This is a genomic window from Actinomadura sp. GC306, assembly GCF_004348665.1.
Classification (GTDB): Bacteria; Actinomycetota; Actinomycetes; order Streptosporangiales; family Streptosporangiaceae; genus Spirillospora.
In genome coordinates, this window is the sequence record NZ_SMKM01000134.1 from 1 (window position 1) to 16,866 (window position 16,866).

13 protein-coding genes are annotated in these 16,866 nt (G+C 70.0%); 8 read left to right on the top strand and 5 right to left on the bottom strand.

Going from position 1 to position 16,866, the window contains the following annotated elements; translation table 11 throughout:
- Window positions 1-57 precede the first annotated feature (57 nt).
- The gene (locus tag E1200_RS19190) at window positions 58-1,425 is read right to left on the bottom strand and encodes an IS1380 family transposase (protein WP_131953423.1); all 1,368 of its coding nucleotides are present in this window, start codon (window positions 1,423-1,425) and stop codon (window positions 58-60) included.
- A gap of 910 nt (window positions 1,426-2,335) precedes the next feature.
- Between E1200_RS19190 and E1200_RS19195 the strand changes: the two genes are divergently transcribed.
- Entirely contained in the window at window positions 2,336-3,361 is a 1,026-nt protein-coding gene (locus E1200_RS19195) for a hypothetical protein (protein WP_131953424.1), read from the top strand.
- A gap of 61 nt (window positions 3,362-3,422) precedes the next feature.
- Here the strand turns inward: E1200_RS19195 and E1200_RS19200 are convergent, their stop codons facing one another.
- Window positions 3,423-4,976: a tyrosine-type recombinase/integrase gene (locus E1200_RS19200; RefSeq protein WP_131953425.1), complete on the bottom strand. Its 1,554-nt coding sequence runs from the start codon at window positions 4,974-4,976 to the stop codon at window positions 3,423-3,425.
- A gap of 208 nt (window positions 4,977-5,184) precedes the next feature.
- Between E1200_RS19200 and E1200_RS19205 the strand changes: the two genes are divergently transcribed.
- The 4 genes from E1200_RS19205 to E1200_RS19220 all read left to right on the top strand — a co-directional run bounded on the left by E1200_RS19205 (window position 5,185) and on the right by E1200_RS19220 (window position 10,013).
- Window positions 5,185-5,490: a hypothetical protein gene (locus E1200_RS19205; protein WP_243708683.1), complete on the top strand. Its 306-nt coding sequence runs from the start codon at window positions 5,185-5,187 to the stop codon at window positions 5,488-5,490.
- Between the two features lie 293 nt (window positions 5,491-5,783).
- A complete protein-coding gene (locus E1200_RS19210; RefSeq protein WP_131953426.1) occupies window positions 5,784-8,078 on the top strand; it encodes an MMPL family transporter in 2,295 nt (764 codons plus the stop codon).
- Window positions 8,079-8,085: 7 nt separating this feature from the next.
- A complete protein-coding gene (locus tag E1200_RS19215; RefSeq protein WP_131953427.1) occupies window positions 8,086-9,330 on the top strand; it encodes a sensor histidine kinase in 1,245 nt (414 codons plus the stop codon).
- The gene (locus E1200_RS19220; protein WP_131953428.1) at window positions 9,327-10,013 is read left to right on the top strand and encodes a response regulator transcription factor; all 687 of its coding nucleotides are present in this window, start codon (window positions 9,327-9,329) and stop codon (window positions 10,011-10,013) included. The genes E1200_RS19215 and E1200_RS19220 overlap by 4 nt, the downstream gene beginning before the upstream one ends.
- Before the next feature lie 17 nt (window positions 10,014-10,030).
- Here the strand turns inward: E1200_RS19220 and E1200_RS19225 are convergent, their stop codons facing one another.
- The 3 genes from E1200_RS19225 to E1200_RS19235 all read right to left on the bottom strand — a co-directional run bounded on the left by E1200_RS19225 (window position 10,031) and on the right by E1200_RS19235 (window position 13,471).
- On the bottom strand, window positions 10,031-10,480 hold the full coding sequence (locus tag E1200_RS19225) for an SRPBCC family protein (protein WP_131953429.1): 450 nt from the start codon (window positions 10,478-10,480) through the stop codon (window positions 10,031-10,033).
- 311 nt (window positions 10,481-10,791) lie between these two features.
- Entirely contained in the window at window positions 10,792-12,639 is a 1,848-nt protein-coding gene (locus E1200_RS19230; protein ID WP_131953430.1) for an FAD-dependent oxidoreductase, read from the bottom strand.
- A gap of 151 nt (window positions 12,640-12,790) precedes the next feature.
- Entirely contained in the window at window positions 12,791-13,471 is a 681-nt protein-coding gene (locus E1200_RS19235; RefSeq protein ID WP_207933429.1) for a class I SAM-dependent methyltransferase, read from the bottom strand.
- Between the two features lie 327 nt (window positions 13,472-13,798).
- Here E1200_RS19235 and E1200_RS35370 point away from each other — a divergent pair, with 327 nt between their 5' ends.
- The 3 genes from E1200_RS35370 to E1200_RS19250 all read left to right on the top strand — a co-directional run bounded on the left by E1200_RS35370 (window position 13,799) and on the right by E1200_RS19250 (window position 16,748).
- Complete coding sequence (locus E1200_RS35370; RefSeq protein WP_131953432.1) at window positions 13,799-15,532, top strand: HEAT repeat domain-containing protein; 1,734 nt, start codon at window positions 13,799-13,801, stop codon at window positions 15,530-15,532.
- 65 nt (window positions 15,533-15,597) lie between these two features.
- A complete protein-coding gene (locus tag E1200_RS19245) occupies window positions 15,598-16,146 on the top strand; it encodes a DUF4262 domain-containing protein (RefSeq protein ID WP_131953433.1) in 549 nt (182 codons plus the stop codon).
- 20 nt (window positions 16,147-16,166) lie between these two features.
- The gene (locus E1200_RS19250; RefSeq protein WP_131953434.1) at window positions 16,167-16,748 is read left to right on the top strand and encodes a GNAT family N-acetyltransferase; all 582 of its coding nucleotides are present in this window, start codon (window positions 16,167-16,169) and stop codon (window positions 16,746-16,748) included.
- Window positions 16,749-16,866: the final 118 nt, after the last annotated feature.

Genomic DNA, 16,866 nt, shown 5'->3' on the forward strand with positions numbered 1-16,866 from the left:
GGGTTCCACGGGCCCTGGGGTCTCCTTTCCGGGGTTGGTGGGGCGGCTTGTTCCTGGTCAGGGTGCGGGCAGCGTTTGCAGCCGGGTGATCGCGGTGGTGATCAGGTCGGTCCAGGGCCAGCGGTTGCTCAGCCGGAGCCGGAGCCGCCTGCCTCCGCGGACCAGACGTCCGGCGGCGGAGAAGATCCGCAGCCGCAGTCGTTTGGGTTCCCAGGTGCGGGCCGGGTGGCCGGTCAGGGCGAGCGTCTGGGTCCAGGCGGTCAGTTCCGAGGCCAGCGCGACGATCTCCAGCCAGATCTGGTTGGCGGCGGCGCCGTGCAGGGGCAGGTTGCGCAGGCCGGTGTCCTTGGCGCAGCGGATGCGGTCCTCGCAGCGGGCCCGGCGGCGGTGGCGCAGCTCCAGATCGGCGAGCTGCCCGTGTCGGGTGCCGGTGACGAAACACGTGAAGCGGTGCCCGTCGAGGTCGGTGAACCGCAGTTGCGCGCCGGGGTGGGGGCGTTCGCGGCGGACGATGACCCGCATGCCCTTGGGCCAGGACGCCAGGTCCAGCATCCCGGTCAGCTCGGCCACCCACGCGCCGGGGCGGGGCTGCCGGTCGGCGTCGTAGGCGCACTGCCACACGTGTTCGGGCAGCGCGAGGATCGCGGCGCAGATGTCGTCGGTGGGGTTGAACCCGATCGAGTACTTGACGCGGCGGGCGGTGACCCAGTCCAGGAACTCGTGGGTGCCGCCACCCGCATCGGTCCGGATGATGACCTGTTTGTGCAGGCGGGTCGGGATCTGGTTGAGGGCCAGGCGTCCTGCGGTGATGTGGTCGGCGGCGGTGTTGGACCCGGCGTTGCCCGGCCGCAGCACCAGCGCGGCGGCCTCACCGGTCCCGCCCGCACCGTGGTCGATGAACGCGGTCATCGGGTGATGGCCGAAGCTGCGCTTCCACGTCGGGGCGGCCTGGTCCTTGTCGGAATGCGCGATCACGATGGTCGCGTCCAGGTTCACCGGGATCAGCCCGCCGCCGGCGCCCGGAGCACCGGGCCCGGCCAGCGCCCAGGCCCGCCGGCGTGCCTGCGCCCGCGCTGTGCGGATCGCCCGCAACGCCGCCGGCCCGGCCTCGGCCAGGGTCTTGACCAGCCGCGACACCGTCGGATCCGAGGCCACCGGCCCGAACAACTCCGGCGAGGACCGCAGCACCGCCATGTCGGCCAGGCAGTCTCCGCCCAGCGCCGGCGTCACCGCCAGATCCGTCACGATCTTCCCCGGATCGTGCACCGCCCGCGACGCCCGCCACCGCGACAGCGCCCGCGACAAGCCCTGGTCCAGGCCCGTCACCCGCAGCGCCTCGATCAGCAGCAGCCCACCCGCCTGGGAGGCGATCCCCGCACCGTCCCCAGACACCACGATCTTGGCCTCGCGGCCGGTAGTCTTCACTTGGAAAGTGCTCCAGAATTTGGCGCGGACAGGACCTTCAGCAAGCCCTAGCCTCCCAGTTCAGGAGCACTTTTCTCATGTCAACGACCAGCCGGAATCAATCCGCCATGAAAGCGGGAGGCTAGGCGATCGTGTGTCACCTGACCGGCGATCGGAGTCCGGGATCCCTCAAGGCAGATGGAGCTGGTCCTCGAGGGGCCGGCGGTGCAGGGACCATCGGCGGGTGAACCGCTCTCCCGAACGCGGAACGGTGGCGCGGGTGCGGTGGACGGGCATCCACACCCCGTCCTCACCAGTGCGCGATGCAATCGAGAGTGGCGCGCGCGGTGCGGCTGCTCCGCCCCAGGTACCGCCCCACCCGGGTGCCCCCGCGTCCCAACCTCCTCAGCGAGCTGGTGCGGCTTCGCCGAGTCGCTGGACAGTTCCACGCTGGTTGCTGTCACCGACCGGACTTCTGGCATGCCGTGTGATGCAGAGGCTCTCCGCAGGGCCCAGTTGAACGATGTCGAGGATCTGGACGCGACCTACGCCCCCTGCAAGGCTCGGGATCCACGAGTTGCGCGTACACCTCCAGAAGCAGGATTGGCGTATGAGCGATGACGACAGCTTGGTGCCGTGAACTTCGCAAGGATTCGGTTGCGTCCGCGCGCGTGCGTCCTCCTGAAGGAGGCGACCCGCTGCCTCGATCCAGGGGAGCTCGACGTGCGACCTCTTCTCGCGTACGGCGTAGTGCGGGGACAGAATGCGCTCCTCGCGAACCCAGATTAGGCGCGAGACGCGGACGACCACCCGTAACCTAACGCTCGGTCATGCCGCGAGCCGAGCACCGAACGCCCCGCAGCTAGACACGGTCGGTAGATGTCGCTGGCATCGTGGCTTGGCTGTCAGCCGGTAGTGGCACGATGGCAACATGAAGTTTCGCCCCCGAAACTTGAATGCCCTGGCGGAGCTGGTTGTCGGCAACCGGGGAACCGTCAACCCCGGCCCGGGCGAGGAACCTCCCTACTTCCTGTACAGGTCGAGCAGTTACATCACGGAGTTCTTCCAGGAGCTCGATCTTGACTTCGTTCATGACGGAAGCACGCGACATCGGTGGGTGGCTGACCGACTCGCCGAGTTGCTCGCGGAGCCCCACGACGGCCCGACCCACCCGCCGGAGATCTTCTGCCGCTTGATCGACCTGTTGATGGACCCCGCCGACGCGCTCAACGAAAGCAACGAAAGGACCAATGCCCTGGCGCAGCTGAATGAGGTGCTAAATCGCGAGCGTTTCGAAGCTTTCTACGGGGAAGACCGTCACTGCTACATACGGCACCTGGGGACAGGGTTGGCGACGATTCCGCCCGCCAGTCCCCACCGACCGCTCAACCAGGCGGAAGTTGAGCGACGCCACCGCTTGGCTGCGTATCTCGATTCCTGCAGTGAGGATGAGCTAATCGAGGAAGTGCTCCTTCCACTCTTCCGGCAGCTCGGCTACCACCGCATCACCGCTGCCGGCCACAAGGACAAGGCCCTGGAGTACGGCAAGGACATCTGGATGCGCTACACGCTGCCCACGCAGCACGTCCTCTACTTCGGCATCCAGGCCAAGAAGGGCAAGATCGATGCGGCTGGCCAAACGAAGACAGGCAGTGCCAATGTTGCCGAAGTTCACAACCAGGCGCTGATGATGCTGGCGCACGATATCTTCGACCCCGAGACGAATCGTCGGGTGCTCGTCGATCACGCGTTCATCGTGGCAGGCGGAACAATCACCAAGGCGGCGCGCAACTGGCTCGGCAATGCACTCGATGCGAGCAAGCGGAGCCAGATCATGTTCATGGATCGGGATGACATACTGAACCTCTACGTGGTGACCAACCTGCCGTTGCCGGAAACGGTGCAGCCCAAGGCGATCAATCCGTGGGCAAGTAGCTCGGACAAGCCGCCTTTCTAAGCATCGGATGGTGTCCTTCGGAAGCTGCCTCCAGGACGCCTCCGGCTAGGTGCTGGAGACGTTAGTTTCCTGCTGGGTTTTGCAGGGCGGTGAGGGTGTCGGTGACCAGGTGTAGGTCTGGGCGGGAGGTAGAGCTTTCCGCTGCGATCTGGCGGGCTAGCGGTGGGTCGATCATGGCTTGCATGCTGTTCATTACGGCCTCCATGCGCGCCAGCATCGCCTCTTGCGGGTCTGGTTGTTTGGTCTCGTAGCCCAGGAGCACGTTCATGGTGGTTGCTGCGGCCTCACTTTCCTCGGCCAGTGCCCAGACGTAGTGGGTGGTGGATGTCAGGTCGTTGTGGCCCAAGCGGGCCTGGACATCCGGGAGCGGGACGCCATGCGCCAGTAGGAGGGAGGCATGGGAGTGGCGTAGTTGGTACGGGGTCACATCGACGCCGACGGCTTTGCGGGCCGGGATCCAGATGGTGCTCCATTCGCTGGGCGCCAGGTAGTCGTTGCCGTCGCGGCGGGCTCGCTGGCGAGTGACCTTGCCCTTGCGGGCCATCGCCTGCACGCGATACGCCGACCGATAGTCCCGGTAGGCTTGTACGCACGGCGCACATCTGCAGCCGTGCTTGCGGTATGTACTGACCTTGGCGTGGGTGACGCGTGCGCCGGTGATGGGTGAGATGAAGGTGGTCTTCGCGGCGGCTTCCATCTCTTCTGCGGTGCAGCGCGGGAGGTTGACCCAGGCCGTGTCCGGCATGAACAACCGGACCGGAAAGATCAGGTCGCCGGGCTTCATGCCGTGTTGTTGGACGTGGGCGCGGATCTTCTCCACCAGCGGCCTGCCGACCTTGAATCGGCGGTGTTCTCCGTTCTTGGTGTAGGGACGGGTCACGAACCGGCCGCCGGTCGGGTGAAACTGCTTCGCTACCTCCACAGTCGAGCGGCACACGTTCAGCATGCCGGTGTCGTAGTCCAGGTCCCCTTCCTGGAAGGAGATCGCCTCGCAGAAGCGAACCCCGGTGGAGATGATGTATTCGGCGAACAACCGCTGCGTCGGCAGCGGCAGCTTGCTGCACAGCTCCCAGAACACCGTCTCGTTGATCACTTTGATGTTCTTGTGCGCTGCCTGCTTGCCGACATTCAGGCCCCGAACAGGGTTGTCGGTGCGACAGCCCAGCAGGATCGAGAGACCGAGCATCGCCGAGAGCACCTTCCGGCAGGCTCGCCTCGTGGTCACCGTCCGCTCCGTCTCCGCCAGCCAAGTGAAGAACTGGACAGCGCGGGCGGAGTCGAAGGTCGCCACCCGGTCGGCCTTCAAGAAGGGGCGGACGTGGTTGATCCAGACTCCGAAGTAGGTCTGCATCGTGTTCGGCTCGACCCGGTGATGCCGCTGGAAGATCGGCCAGAACTCGTCGAACGTCATCGCGCGCCTCTGCGCCGGCGTCATCTCCCCCAGGATGCCGCCCTCGCGCCTGTTCTGCTCCCGGCGGGCCGCGGCCAATGCCTCTAGTTCGTCGTCGTAGGTGCCTGCCGAACGGGGTGTCCCGGTCGTGTCGTAGTACATCCCCGTGTACCGGGTCGCCCCGGTGCGCTTGCTGACCTTCCTGGCTACGTACGGTTGCCGCACTGACTCCTCCTCTCGAGCGGAGAACGAGTTAGCGAACCGGCTAGCGGACTGCCTGTCACAGCCCCGCACCAGCCACCACAGCACATGATCAACATGTACTCTGACCTGCGATTTTACCTCATTTTCGAAGCCTCATCGAGTCTGGGAGGGCTCCGGCAACGTCGCGGCACTCGATCTCCTCCGCGCCATCCTCCGGGACCCGCAGACCTTGGACGCCTTCTTCGGCGAAGTCGACCTGGCCCAAGGAGCCGACAAGCGCCTGGACGCAGCCATCAAGGACGCCAAGGACGCCTTCACGGACACAGACACAATCGAGCTCCGCGCCCGCCGCGTCGCCGAGCGCCTGGCCCTCGTCCTCCAGGCATCGCTACTGATCAGGCATGGTCACCCGGCCGTCGCCGACGCCTTCTGCGCGTCCCGCCTGACGGGCGACTGGGGCTCCGCCTTCGGCACCCTCCCGCCGGGACTGGACCTCGCCCCGATCATCGACCGCGCCACCCCGAAACTCGGCTGAGTCCACACTCAAGCACAAGCCCTAGGAGCCCACTGTCCGGCGCTTCAGGGGTGGGCGGATGCCTTCGTCCTCCTCCTCGTGTGCCTAGATGGTCGCCGGGTGCCGTGGGACTCGGCGCAGGTCGCGTGGGGTGGGGTGGTGCGTATGCACTAGGGCGGCGTCGGGAGATCGTCCGTGTGTACCAGGTGCAGACGGTGGCGGGAGACGATTCCCCGCCGGGCGCCGAAAGGGAGTGTTGGGGGCGCGCTAATTCCGCGCAACTCCCTTTCTCGCTGTGTCTGGAGTGAACACACGTGGCGACACTTCTCTATCGGATCGGGCGGGGGGCCTTCCGGCGGCGCTGGATCGTCCTCGGCCTGTGGCTGGGGGCGCTGGTGCTGGCCGTCGGTGCCGCCGCCATGGCGCCCGCGGTGCAGGACGAGCCCTTCTCCATGCCCGGCACCGAATCGCAAGAGGCGTTCGACCTGCTGGAGGAGCGCTTCCCGCAGCAGAACGCCCAGGCCGCCGAGGCGCGCATGGTGTTCAAGGCCCCGGAGGGGCAGCAGATGACGGCCGATGCGAACAGGACCGTCGTCGAGAACACGCTCAGGTCGCTGGAGGGGGGCGAGCAGGTCGAAGCGACCAGCGACCCCTACGAGACCGGCACCGTCAGCGACGACGGCACCATCGCCTTCGCCGCGATCGACTACAGCGTCAACGTCATCGATCTGACCGACGCGACGAAGACCGCCTTGGAGGACGCCGCAGATCAGGCCAGGGACGCGGGTCTCACCGTCGAGCTCGGCGGGTCCGCCCTGGACACCCAGGAGTCGCCCGGCGGCACCACGGAGCTCATCGGCGTGGCGGTGGCGGCGGTCGTGCTGATCCTCGCCCTCGGCTCGCTGGTCGCGGCGGGACTGTCGCTGCTGAACGCCTTCGTCGGCGTGGCCATCGCCTTCGCCGCGGTCACCGCGCTGGCCGAGCCGCTGGGCCTGACGACCACCGTCTCCATCCTCGCGTTGATGCTGGGGCTGGCGGTCGGCATCGACTACGCGCTGTTCATCACCACCCGCTTCCGCGACGAACTCGCCCGGGGCAACGAACCGGCGGAGGCCGCCGGCCGCGCGGTCGGCACGGCCGGGTCCGCCGTCGTCTTCGCCGGCGCGACCGTCGTCATCGCCCTGGTCGGGCTGGGCGTCGTCGGGGTCCCCGAGCTCACCAAGATGGGCCTGGGCGGCGCGGGCGCCGTGATCCTCGCCGTGCTCGTCGCCGTGACCCTGGTCCCCGCGCTGTTCGGCTTCGCCGGCCGCCGGATCCTGTCCCGCGCCGCCCGCAAGGCCGCCGCGAAGCCCGTTCCATTGGACGCCGCCGAGGAGCGCCCCGGCCTCGGCGTCCGGTGGGCGCGGTTCGTGCTGCGCCGTCCGCTGACCGTGCTGCTGGCCGCCGGCCTCGGCCTCGGCGCCCTCGCCGTGCCGGCGCTGAGCCTGGAACTCGGGCTGCCGGGGGACGAGTCCAAGTCCGTCGAAACGACCGAGAGGCGCGCCTACGACCTGCTGTCCGAGGGGTTCGGCCCCGGCTCCAACGGCCCGCTGACCGTGGTCGTGGACATGGCGGATTCCGGCGACCCCCGCGCCACCGCCGGCCAGGTCGCCGAAACCCTCCGGGGAGTGGACGGGATCGCGGCGGTCATGGACCCGACCGTCAGCGAGTCCGGGGACACGGCCATCCTCACCGCCATCCCGGAGACGGCGCCCAACAGCGCCGCGACGACGGACCTGGTGGAGACGCTCCGGGACTCCGCCCCGGACATCGAGGCCGGCACCGGCGCCACCGGCGTCCTGGTCACCGGGGCCACCGCGATGAACATCGACGCCTCCCAGGCCATGGCGGACGCCCTCATCCCCTATCTGACCGTGGTCATCGGCCTGGCGGTGCTGCTGCTCCTGCTCGTGTTCCGCTCCGTCCTGGTGCCGCTCAAGGCAGCGCTCGGCTTCCTCCTGTCGGTGGGCGCCGCGTTCGGCGTGCTCGTCGCCGTCTTCCAGTGGGGCTGGGCGGCCGACCTGCTCGGCATCGAGCAGACCGGGCCGGTCATGGCCCTGATGCCGATCATCGTCATCGGGATCGTGTTCGGCCTCGCCATGGACTACGAGGTCTTCCTCCTCACCCGGATGCGGGAGGCCCACGTCGGCGGCACGCCGCCCGGCGAGGCCATCGTGCACGGTTTCCGGCACAACGGACGCGTGGTGGGCGCCGCGGCCATCATCATGATCAGCGTGTTCGCCGGGTTCATCGGGATGAACGAGCCGACCATCCAGACCCTCGGCGTCGGCCTGGCCTCCGCCGTCGCCTTCGACGCCTTCGTGGTGCGGATGGCGATCGTCCCCGCGGTGCTGGCGCTGCTCGGCGAGCGGGCCTGGTGGCTGCCTCGTATCCTGAACCGCGTGCTGCCGAACGTGGACATCGAGGGCGAGAAGCTGAACAGGAACGTCCCGGCTCCCGCGTCCGGCCCCGGTACCCCCGGCCCGGACGTCACCGGCCCGGACGTCACCGGCCCGGACGTTCCCGTGCCGGACGCGAACGTCCCGTGGCACTCGGCAGGCAGGCGCTGAGCCGGCCATGACCGACACGAACGGCGGCGGCGCGTCCCCTCCCCTCGCCTGGCGGCGGGAGGGGGCCGTCGTCGCGGCGGCGTTCGCGCTGTGCCTGCTCGGCGGCGCGATGAGCATCGAGGACAAGGTGACGGCGCCGCCGGTCGCCGCCTACGTCCTCGCCGCGGTGTCCTGTGCCGTGCTGCCGCTGCGGCACCGGGCGCCCACGACGACCCTGGCGGCCACGATCGCGGCCGGGATGCTCGCGCCGGCCCTGGACCTCCTGCTGACCCCGTTCATCATCACTCCCGCCATCGTCACCGCCTACTCGCTCGCCGTGCGCGGTGAACGACGCGCGGTGGGCGGGGCGCTGCTCGCCTCCGCGGGGCTGCTCGCGATCGCCTCCCTGTTCGGGGCGTACTCGTGGAAGGACGCGAGCCGGATGGTGGTGGTGGCGGCGAGCCCGGTGATGGCGGGCGTGCTGGGGCACGCGGCGCAGAACCGGCGGGCCTACCTGGCGGCGGTGGAGGAGCGGGCGCGGCGGGCCGAGGAGAGCCGGGAGCTGGAGGCCCGCCGGAGGGTGGAGGAGGAGAGGGTCCGCATCGCCCGCGAGTTGCACGACCTCGTGGCGCACCAGATCACCCTGGCGAACGCGCAGGCGAGCGTCGCCGCCCACCTCTTCGACACCCGTCCGGAGCAGACCCGCAAGAGCCTGCAAGAGCTCATCGACACGACCGGCGACGCGCTCGACGACCTGCGGGCGACGGTCGGGCTGCTCCGGCGGTCCGGGGACGCCGCCGATCCCGCCGAACCGGCGCCCGGCCTGTCCCGGCTGCCCACGCTCCTCCAGTCCTTCCGGCGCGCGGGCCTGGAGGTGTCGTTCCGCCAGGAGGGCGCGGCCCGGCCGCTGCCGCCGGGCCTCGACCTCACCGCCTACCGCATCGTCCAGGAGGCTCTGACCAACGTGACCAAACATGCCGGTACCGAAAGAGCCCGGGTGGACCTCACCTGGAACCGCGACCGGGTGACGATCACCGTCACCGACGACGGGGACGGTGCCCGCACGACGCCGGACGCGGCACGCGACCGCCCACCGGGTTACGGGCTGATCGGCATGCGGGAACGCGCCACCGCGGTCGGCGGGCACCTGTCCGCGGGCCGGCGCCCGGACGGCGGCTTCGTCGTCTCCACCGACCTGCCCCTCCCGCCCGCCAGGGACACCGGCGCGGCGCGCACCGAACCGGCGGACGACCGGGCGGGGGACGCGCCGTGACGCTCCGCGTGCTCCTCGCCGACGACCAGGCGCTACTGCGCAGGGCCTTCCGGATGCTGCTGGAGACCGCCGACGACATCACCGTCGCCGGCGAGGCCGCGGACGGCCGGGAGGCGGTGAAGCTCACCCGGGAACTGAAACCGGACGTGGTGCTCATGGACATCCGGATGCCCGAGGTGGACGGCCTCACCGCCACGTCGGAGATCTGCGCCGACCCGGAGCTGAGCGCCAGCCGCATCCTGATCCTCACCACGTACGAGACGGACGAGCACGTGGCGCAGGCGCTCCGCGCGGGCGCCAGCGGCTTCATCGGCAAGGGCATCGGGGTCGAGGATCTGGTGGACGCGGTCCGCACGATCGCGGCCGGCGACACCCTCCTGTCCCCGGCCGCGACCCGCTCCCTCGTCGCCCGCTTCCTGGCCGCGCCGCACGGCTCCGCGCCGCACGACCCCGAGCGGCTCGCGGTGCTCACCCCGCGCGAGCGGGAGATGGTGGCGCTGGTCGCGACCGGCCTGTCCAACCAGGAGATCGCCGAGCGGACGTTCCTCAGTCCCTTCACGGTCCGCGCCCACGTGCAGCGCGCCATGATGAAGCTGGACGCCCGCGACCGCGCCCAACTCGTCGTCATCGCCTACCGAACCGGCCTCGCCGACCCCACCACCGACCCCCCACCCACGCGCTGACCCGTTGCGCCGTTCGTCTATTCGAGGGCGGCTTTGATGCGTTCGAGGGTGGTCTGCATGTCCTTCTGGTTGGTTCGGCCGCGGGCCCGGCCGAACAGGGACCAATACAGTCGAAGCAGCGGCGTTCTGGTCAGTGCGAACGATTCGGTCACGTCAGTGCCGCCGTCCGCCGGCACCATCTCGTACCGCCAGGTGTTCACCACCATGGTTCCGGGCCCGACCGCGAAGGCGAACGTCCGGCCCGGCTCGCAGGCCGTCACCGTGCACGTCGTCCAGTAGGTCGGGCCTTTGCCGTTGCGCTTGACGTGCCCGCGGAAGCGGGCGCCCACGGCTGGGCCGGTGGCGCCGTCGAGCCACTCGGCCTCGAAGGTCTCCGGGCTGAACTCGCCGATACGCGTCACATCGCTGACCAGCGCCCAGACCGCCTCGGGGGACGCCGCCATGTGAACCGTCACAGATCCCTTCATTCCGGCATCCTAGACGTAACTATCTCCCCGGCCGCTCGCTGGTGAGCACTGCGCCACCGGCCTGGTCACACGCCGCCTGAAGGTGCGGGTGCTCGGCCGCGCATCGCCTTGCCTTTGACGGCTGGCGCGCTGCCGGGATGGTGATTTTGGGCGATTCGCTGGCCGCGTACGCCGACCAGCTCGAGCTCGCGACAACCTCGATTACCTCCTCGCCGCCTATATGCCTTGGGTACCTGAAACCGAAGGCCCGCAGAGGTCAACGAGGTCGGGTAGTGGAACGCGCCTGCTGCGCGGGCGTGTCTGCTGCGGGGTCAGGTGCTTGCGTGTTGGGCGAGTTTGGAGGCTTCTTGGCCGGCCACGTAGCCGAATACCAGGCCGAGGGAGATCGTTCCGCCGGCGCCTCCGTAGAAGCCCTTCATGGGGGCGCCGCCTGCGTTTCCTGCGGCGAACAGGCCCGGGATGACGTCGCCTTCGGTGTTCAGCGCACGGCCGTTTGCGTCCGTCTTGGGGCCGCCCACGGTGCCCAGGGCGCTGGCGTGAACTTCGAGCGCGTAGTACGGCGGGGTGTCGACCGGTCCGAGGACGCTCGACTTCGGGCTCTTGAGCACCGGGCGGATGATCTTGGCCAGGGGGCCGACGACTATGGAGCGCATGCGCTCGGGGTCGTTCTTCTTGGCCACTCGTCCTGCGAGCTTGCTCACGACCGGGCCGATCGCCGTGGCGATGGTCGTGCGAGCCTTGGCGGTGGCGGCGGGGAACCGGGCGTCCGGTGAGAGCCGGCCCAGCCTCGGGTAATACGCGCCGAAGTACCGGTCGAACAGCGTGTCGCCGCGGCCGAACTCCGGGTCGCGGGCGTGTCGGGCCTCGGGGTTGAAGCGGTCGACGGTGCGGAGCAGTCCCAGCTCGTCGACGCCGATCTTGGACGCCAGCTCCGAAAGGGTGTCGGCACGGTGGAGGTAGTCCGGCGCTTCTCCACCTGGGACGACGCCGAAGATCCCGAACTTCGTCCAGTAGTTGTGGTCGAAGATCAGCCATGCTGTCGCGTTCGGCATGGTGCCCGTCTTCGGGTCGACCTCGCGCATGATCGCGCCGAACTGGTCATAGGCCAGCGCCTCGTTCGCGAAGCGCTCACCCGAGCGGTTCACCATGATGCTGTGCGGCAGAGCCCGCTCGCCTAGGAAGACCCGGCTCAGCGGACGGCCTTCCAGCTCCTCCCCGGGCAGCTGCACGCCGGGCATCCACCAGGCGTCGTCCATGCCGGTCAGGTCGGCTCCGACTTCCTTGGCGAGTTGCACGGCGATGCCGTCATGGCCCTTGGGAGAGACCTGCACGCCGAAGGGACCGTCGAGGTACGTCTCGGTGAGGTCGGTCGAACTTTCGAACCCGCCGCTGGCAAGGAGCACGCCCCTGGTCGCGCGCACCGTGTGCTCGGTGTCGGCTGCCCGGACGACCACCCCGCGCACCTCCTGCCCTTCGGTGACCAGCCGGGTCGCGGGTGCCTCGACCCGCACGTCGACGCCGTTGCGCAGGCAGGCTTCGAGGAGCGCTCCGATGAGGGCCGGCCCGGCGAGCCAGACGTCGTCGATGCCGATCCCGCCCAGCAGCCAGAACGGGAGCGGGTTCTTGGCCATGCCCGTTGTGAGGGCGGGGCGCACGTACTTCGCGGCGTCCCCGAGTCCCTCCGGGGAGTACGGGCCGGGGAAGAGCGCCCGGCCGACGGACGCGCCGTCGATGTCGGAGCGGTAGTCCGGCCAGATCGCCGGAATCCAGCTGAAGGAGGTGTTCTTCTCGATGAAGCGGGCGACGTCGGGGCCGGTCTTCAAGAACTTTTCCACCAGCTCGTGGTCGAGGATCTTGTCGCGTCCCTGGCCGTAGATGTAGCGCCTGGCCTGGTCCAGGTCGTCGTCCACCTTCAGGTCTTCAGTGGAGAAGCCGTGGTTGGGGATCCAGGCGGCACCGGCCGAGATACCGGTGGCGCCGCCTACGAGCTCGCGGGACTCCACCACGAGGACCCGTGCGCCCTCCTTCGCCGCGGTGAGCGCCGCCGTCAGCCCCGCACCGCCCGACCCGACGACCGCCACGTCCACCTCGCCGGGCAGCCCCTTCTCGGACGCGCTTCCGATCGAACCGCTGTGCCGCCGACCCCCACTGATGACCATGACCTACCCCCGGAATCTCTGATCGTTGAGGAGCCCTCTCGGACGGAGGGCACCTGCCTCTCGGCAACAGTCAGCCGTCTGCTGCCCCTACCCGTTCGGGACGTGTTTGTGCGAGCTGTCTGCGATTCGAGGGGTGTGACGAGTCCGCTGGTCAGGGGATGGGTGGTTTGCGGGCGGTCAGTAGGCGGGTCGGGACCCACGGGCTGCCCCACCAGGCCCGCCAGCCGAGGCCGCATACGCTGATGTCCACGGCGTTCAGCCGGGCCAGCACCGCGGCGTACTCGCGGGGGGTCCGGGCCAGGTCGGCGATCAGCAGGCGGCCGCCCGGTCGCAGCACCCGGTACGCCTCGGTGATCGCTTGGGCGCGGGCGTCCGTGCCGCGAATGGTGTGCACCGTCAGGCTGGACACGACCAGGTCGAAGCTCGCGTCCGCGTAGGGAAGTCTGCGCAGGTCCCCCGCTTGGACGTGGACGCGGCCGGCGACGCCTTCGGCGCGGGCGTTGCTCAAGGTCGCCGCCGGGGTGTTGCCGGACTGGTCCCGTCCACGCCACAGGTCCACGCCGACCGCCTGCCCCTGCGGGAGGCGACGGGCGGCGGCCAGCAGGACGGCGCCGCGTCCGCAGCCGAGGTCGAGCAGCCGTTCGTCGCCCCGCAGGTCAAGCTCGTCCAATACGTCCTGCCAGACCAGGAACTTGCCGCGCAGTGTGGCGTGCAGGCTGAGGGCCAGACATCCCGCCAGCAAGGTGCCGGAGACCAGCGCGGGCATCGCGGCGGCCGGATCGGCGGTGATCGCCATCACCAGCCCCGTCACCCAGAATCCCAGTACGACCAAGCCCACAAAGCTGAACCCGTAGGGCGCATCCATCCCGTACCGCGCGCTAGGCATTCCGCCACTTTGCCAGGAATCGGCCGCTCACGGGGCGGGCTACGACGCACTGGCCACCGACGTCGCCGCCGAGTGTCCGAGACCGTGGTGGCGCCGAGCCGGCTTCCGTCCGCGGCGGCGACGTGGACGGGCACGAGTCCGAGCGCGCGTCAAGGAAGTGGGCACGGTCAACCAATAGATCCAGCCTTGAACCGCCCGTGAGGGGTTGCGGCTGAGGCACTCGGCGGGATATCCGGTTGTCGGCTTCCGGCAGGGGCGCCAGACTCGGGGATCATGACCGACGAGCGGACCACCGTGCCGTTGTGGCGCCCGGTCGGGCCGGCGGAATTGGCGCTGCTGCGGGCTTCGGGGTGGCGGGCCCTGCCTCCTCGGCTCCCGGATCGGCCGATCCTGGCGGCCGAGGCGCTCGCAACGAAGATCGCCCGGCGCCGGATCATGCCTGTGTCGGGCGCCGGTTACGTCACCTGCTTCGAGGTCGATGCGGGCTTCGCACGCCGTCATCCGGTGCGGCAGGTGGGCGGGGCGGTTTCGGCCGAAGAGATCAACGCGCATCTGGCCGGTCCGATCCGCGTTGTGCGCGAATTCCACGCTCACGAATATCGGCCGCTGGCGATGCGGGTCATCAAAGCGGCCGCGGGCTGGGAACGCCCCGACGAGGTCACGGCGATGCTGGCGGTCGCCGGCGGGAAGACCTGGATCGGGCTCGACCGGGCGTTGCGCATCTCCGCGGCAGAGTACGGCGTCGGGGCAACCGAGCAGTCGTCCGGGAACATGCGGCTTTCCCTGCTCGTGGAGGCTTGTTCCGCGGACGGGCGCCGCCGGGAGTGGGCGGTCACGACACGGGCGATGCACACTGACGAGTTGCTGTTGCCCGTTCTGATGCTGCGGACCGCCGACTGGGTGCCGCAGGTGCGCGAGCGCGCACGCCGGTCACTGACCGCCGCTTTGGAATCCGCAAGTCCTGCGGCGTTGCTGGCGGCGCCCGGTGTGGCGGCGGCGACCGCGGCGTGGGCGCGCGGCCGTCATGCCCTGGACGCCGTCGCCGACGCACTGCGCGCGGCCCCGGACGAGGTACTGGCATCGACCCGCGAACACCCCGACATCGGGGTGCGGCGGCTGGCCTACCGGCTGTGGCTGGAATCAGACCGTCCCTCGCACGAAGAGGTCATGCGCGCCGCGTTGAGCGAACCTGATGAAGTGTGTCGGTTGCGCTGCGTGCAGTGGCTGGCCCGGGACGGGCGTGTGGACGTGCTGGAGCGGCTGCTGAGCCAAGGGACCGCGAAGGTCGCGGTGGAAGCGCTCACCGCACTGGTGCAACTCGGCCGTCCGCGAGCGGGCCTGGCTCATCTGGCGGACGGCTCGACGATGATGCGCACCACCGCGCAGTGGGCCGCCCGCCGCGCAGACCGTCCGCCCGCCGCGATCTACCGCGAGGCCCTGGCCACGGAACACCCCTGGGGCCGGACCCGTGCGCTGGTCGCCGGGCTCGGTGAATGCGGCACGCGCCAGGATGTGGACGTCCTGCTGCCTTTCCTGGAGCACCCGAGCCCACGCGTGCGGGCCGAAGCGGTGCGAGCCGTCCGCCGCCTGGGCGGCCCTGTCTCCCATCTCGCCGACCTGCTCGCCGACCCCGCCCCGGTGGTGGTCCGCGCGGTCAAGCGGGCGCTGCGCCATGAGCCCTACGCGGTGCCGACCGCGCGGCTCTGGGCCCTGCTGGCCGCCGATTCGCCACCGCACGTCCGGCTGGGGGCCTACGACCAACTGCGCACCCAAGACACCTGGACCCGCGTCCACGTGGACCTCCACCTCCTGGACGACCCTGATCCAGTGCTCAGCAGCCGAGCGCACGCCGACCTCACCGCCTGGACACGCCACGGCGCCGCGACCGCCTACCGCGCACCCGCCGAGGAAACGGCGCTGCGACTCGGCCGGCTGATCGACACGGCCGAAGCGCGGATCGGCGCCCGGCAGGCCCACCGGCTGCGCTGGATTCTCGGGATCGGCTGAGCAAGGCTCCCGCTGAGTGCTTTCGGGGGGAATGTCGAAGGTCAACGGATCGTAAACTGGTGGGCATGTCCGGTGATGGTCCCTCGTGCACGTGCGTGATCTGCCGTGACTACGGGGACCGGGACCGGCTGGACAACTTCCAGCTCCGCACCATCGTCCACGTGACGCAGTACGGGTGGAGCGTCGTTCTCGTCCAGGCGGACGGCGAGCGGCCCGGATGGGCGTACACGGTCGGGCTCTGGCACAGCCACCGCGCGCCCGAGCTGGCGATGTTCGGCGGCGACGTCTACGAGACCGAGGAGATCCTCAACACCCTCGGGCGGCACATCGCGGAGGGCCATGTCCCGGCGGACGGGGAGCGCCGCGACGGGGTCGTCCGCGGGCGGGCCGCCGCGTTCCGGGGCATCGACCCGCGCTGGTACGACGGGCTGTTCGGCGGCGCCGTCGCGTTCTATCGGCGGCCTCCGCTGCCGATGCTCCAGGTCGTCTGGCCCGACCGGACCGGGCGGTTCCCGTGGCAGCCCGGCACCGAGCTGCCGTTCCGCCGGTCGCAGCCGTGGCTGTGGCTCGATCCGAAGCAGCACTCCGCCGGGGTGTGGACGCGGCCGCACTGACTGGCCCTACGATCGGCGGGGTGTACGGGCCGCTCGCGGAGACCATCCGGACCCAGCGCCTCGTCCTGGAGCCGCTGGCGGTCCACCACGCAGACGAGATGGACGCCGTCCTGGACGATCCGCGCCTGCATCGCTACATCGGCGGTGAGCCGCTGAGCACGGACGAGCTGCGCGCCCACTACGCCCATCTGGTCGCCGGGCCGGCGCCGTTCCATCAGGAATGCTGGCTGAACTGGATCGTCCGCCGGTACCGCGACGGGCAGGCCATCGGCTACGTGCGGGCGACCGTCACCCCCGCGGCGCCGGGGTTCGCGGTGGCGCCCGCGTCGACCGGCTCGACCGTGACGCCGGGGCCCGCGCGGCTCTTCGCCTCCGTCGCCTGGGTCATCGGGACGCCCTACCAGGGTTTCGGGTTCGCGACCGAGGCCGCCCGCGCCCTGCTGGGGTGGCTCCGCGACAGCGGCGTCCACGACATCGTCGCCACCGTCCACCCTGACAACCGCCCCTCCGCGGCCGTCGCCGCCAAGCTCGGCCTGCACCGCACCGGCGAGACCACACCGGACGATGAGGACGTCTGGCGCCTCCCCCGCACCCCGCCGTGACACCCTGGCTACCGAATGATGGAGGCAGGACGACGTTGGGCGGAGCTCGTCCCCTGAAATGGCGGGGGGTGGGGGCTGGCGAGAAGACGTCGGGCGGAGCTCGTCCCTTGAATGGTGG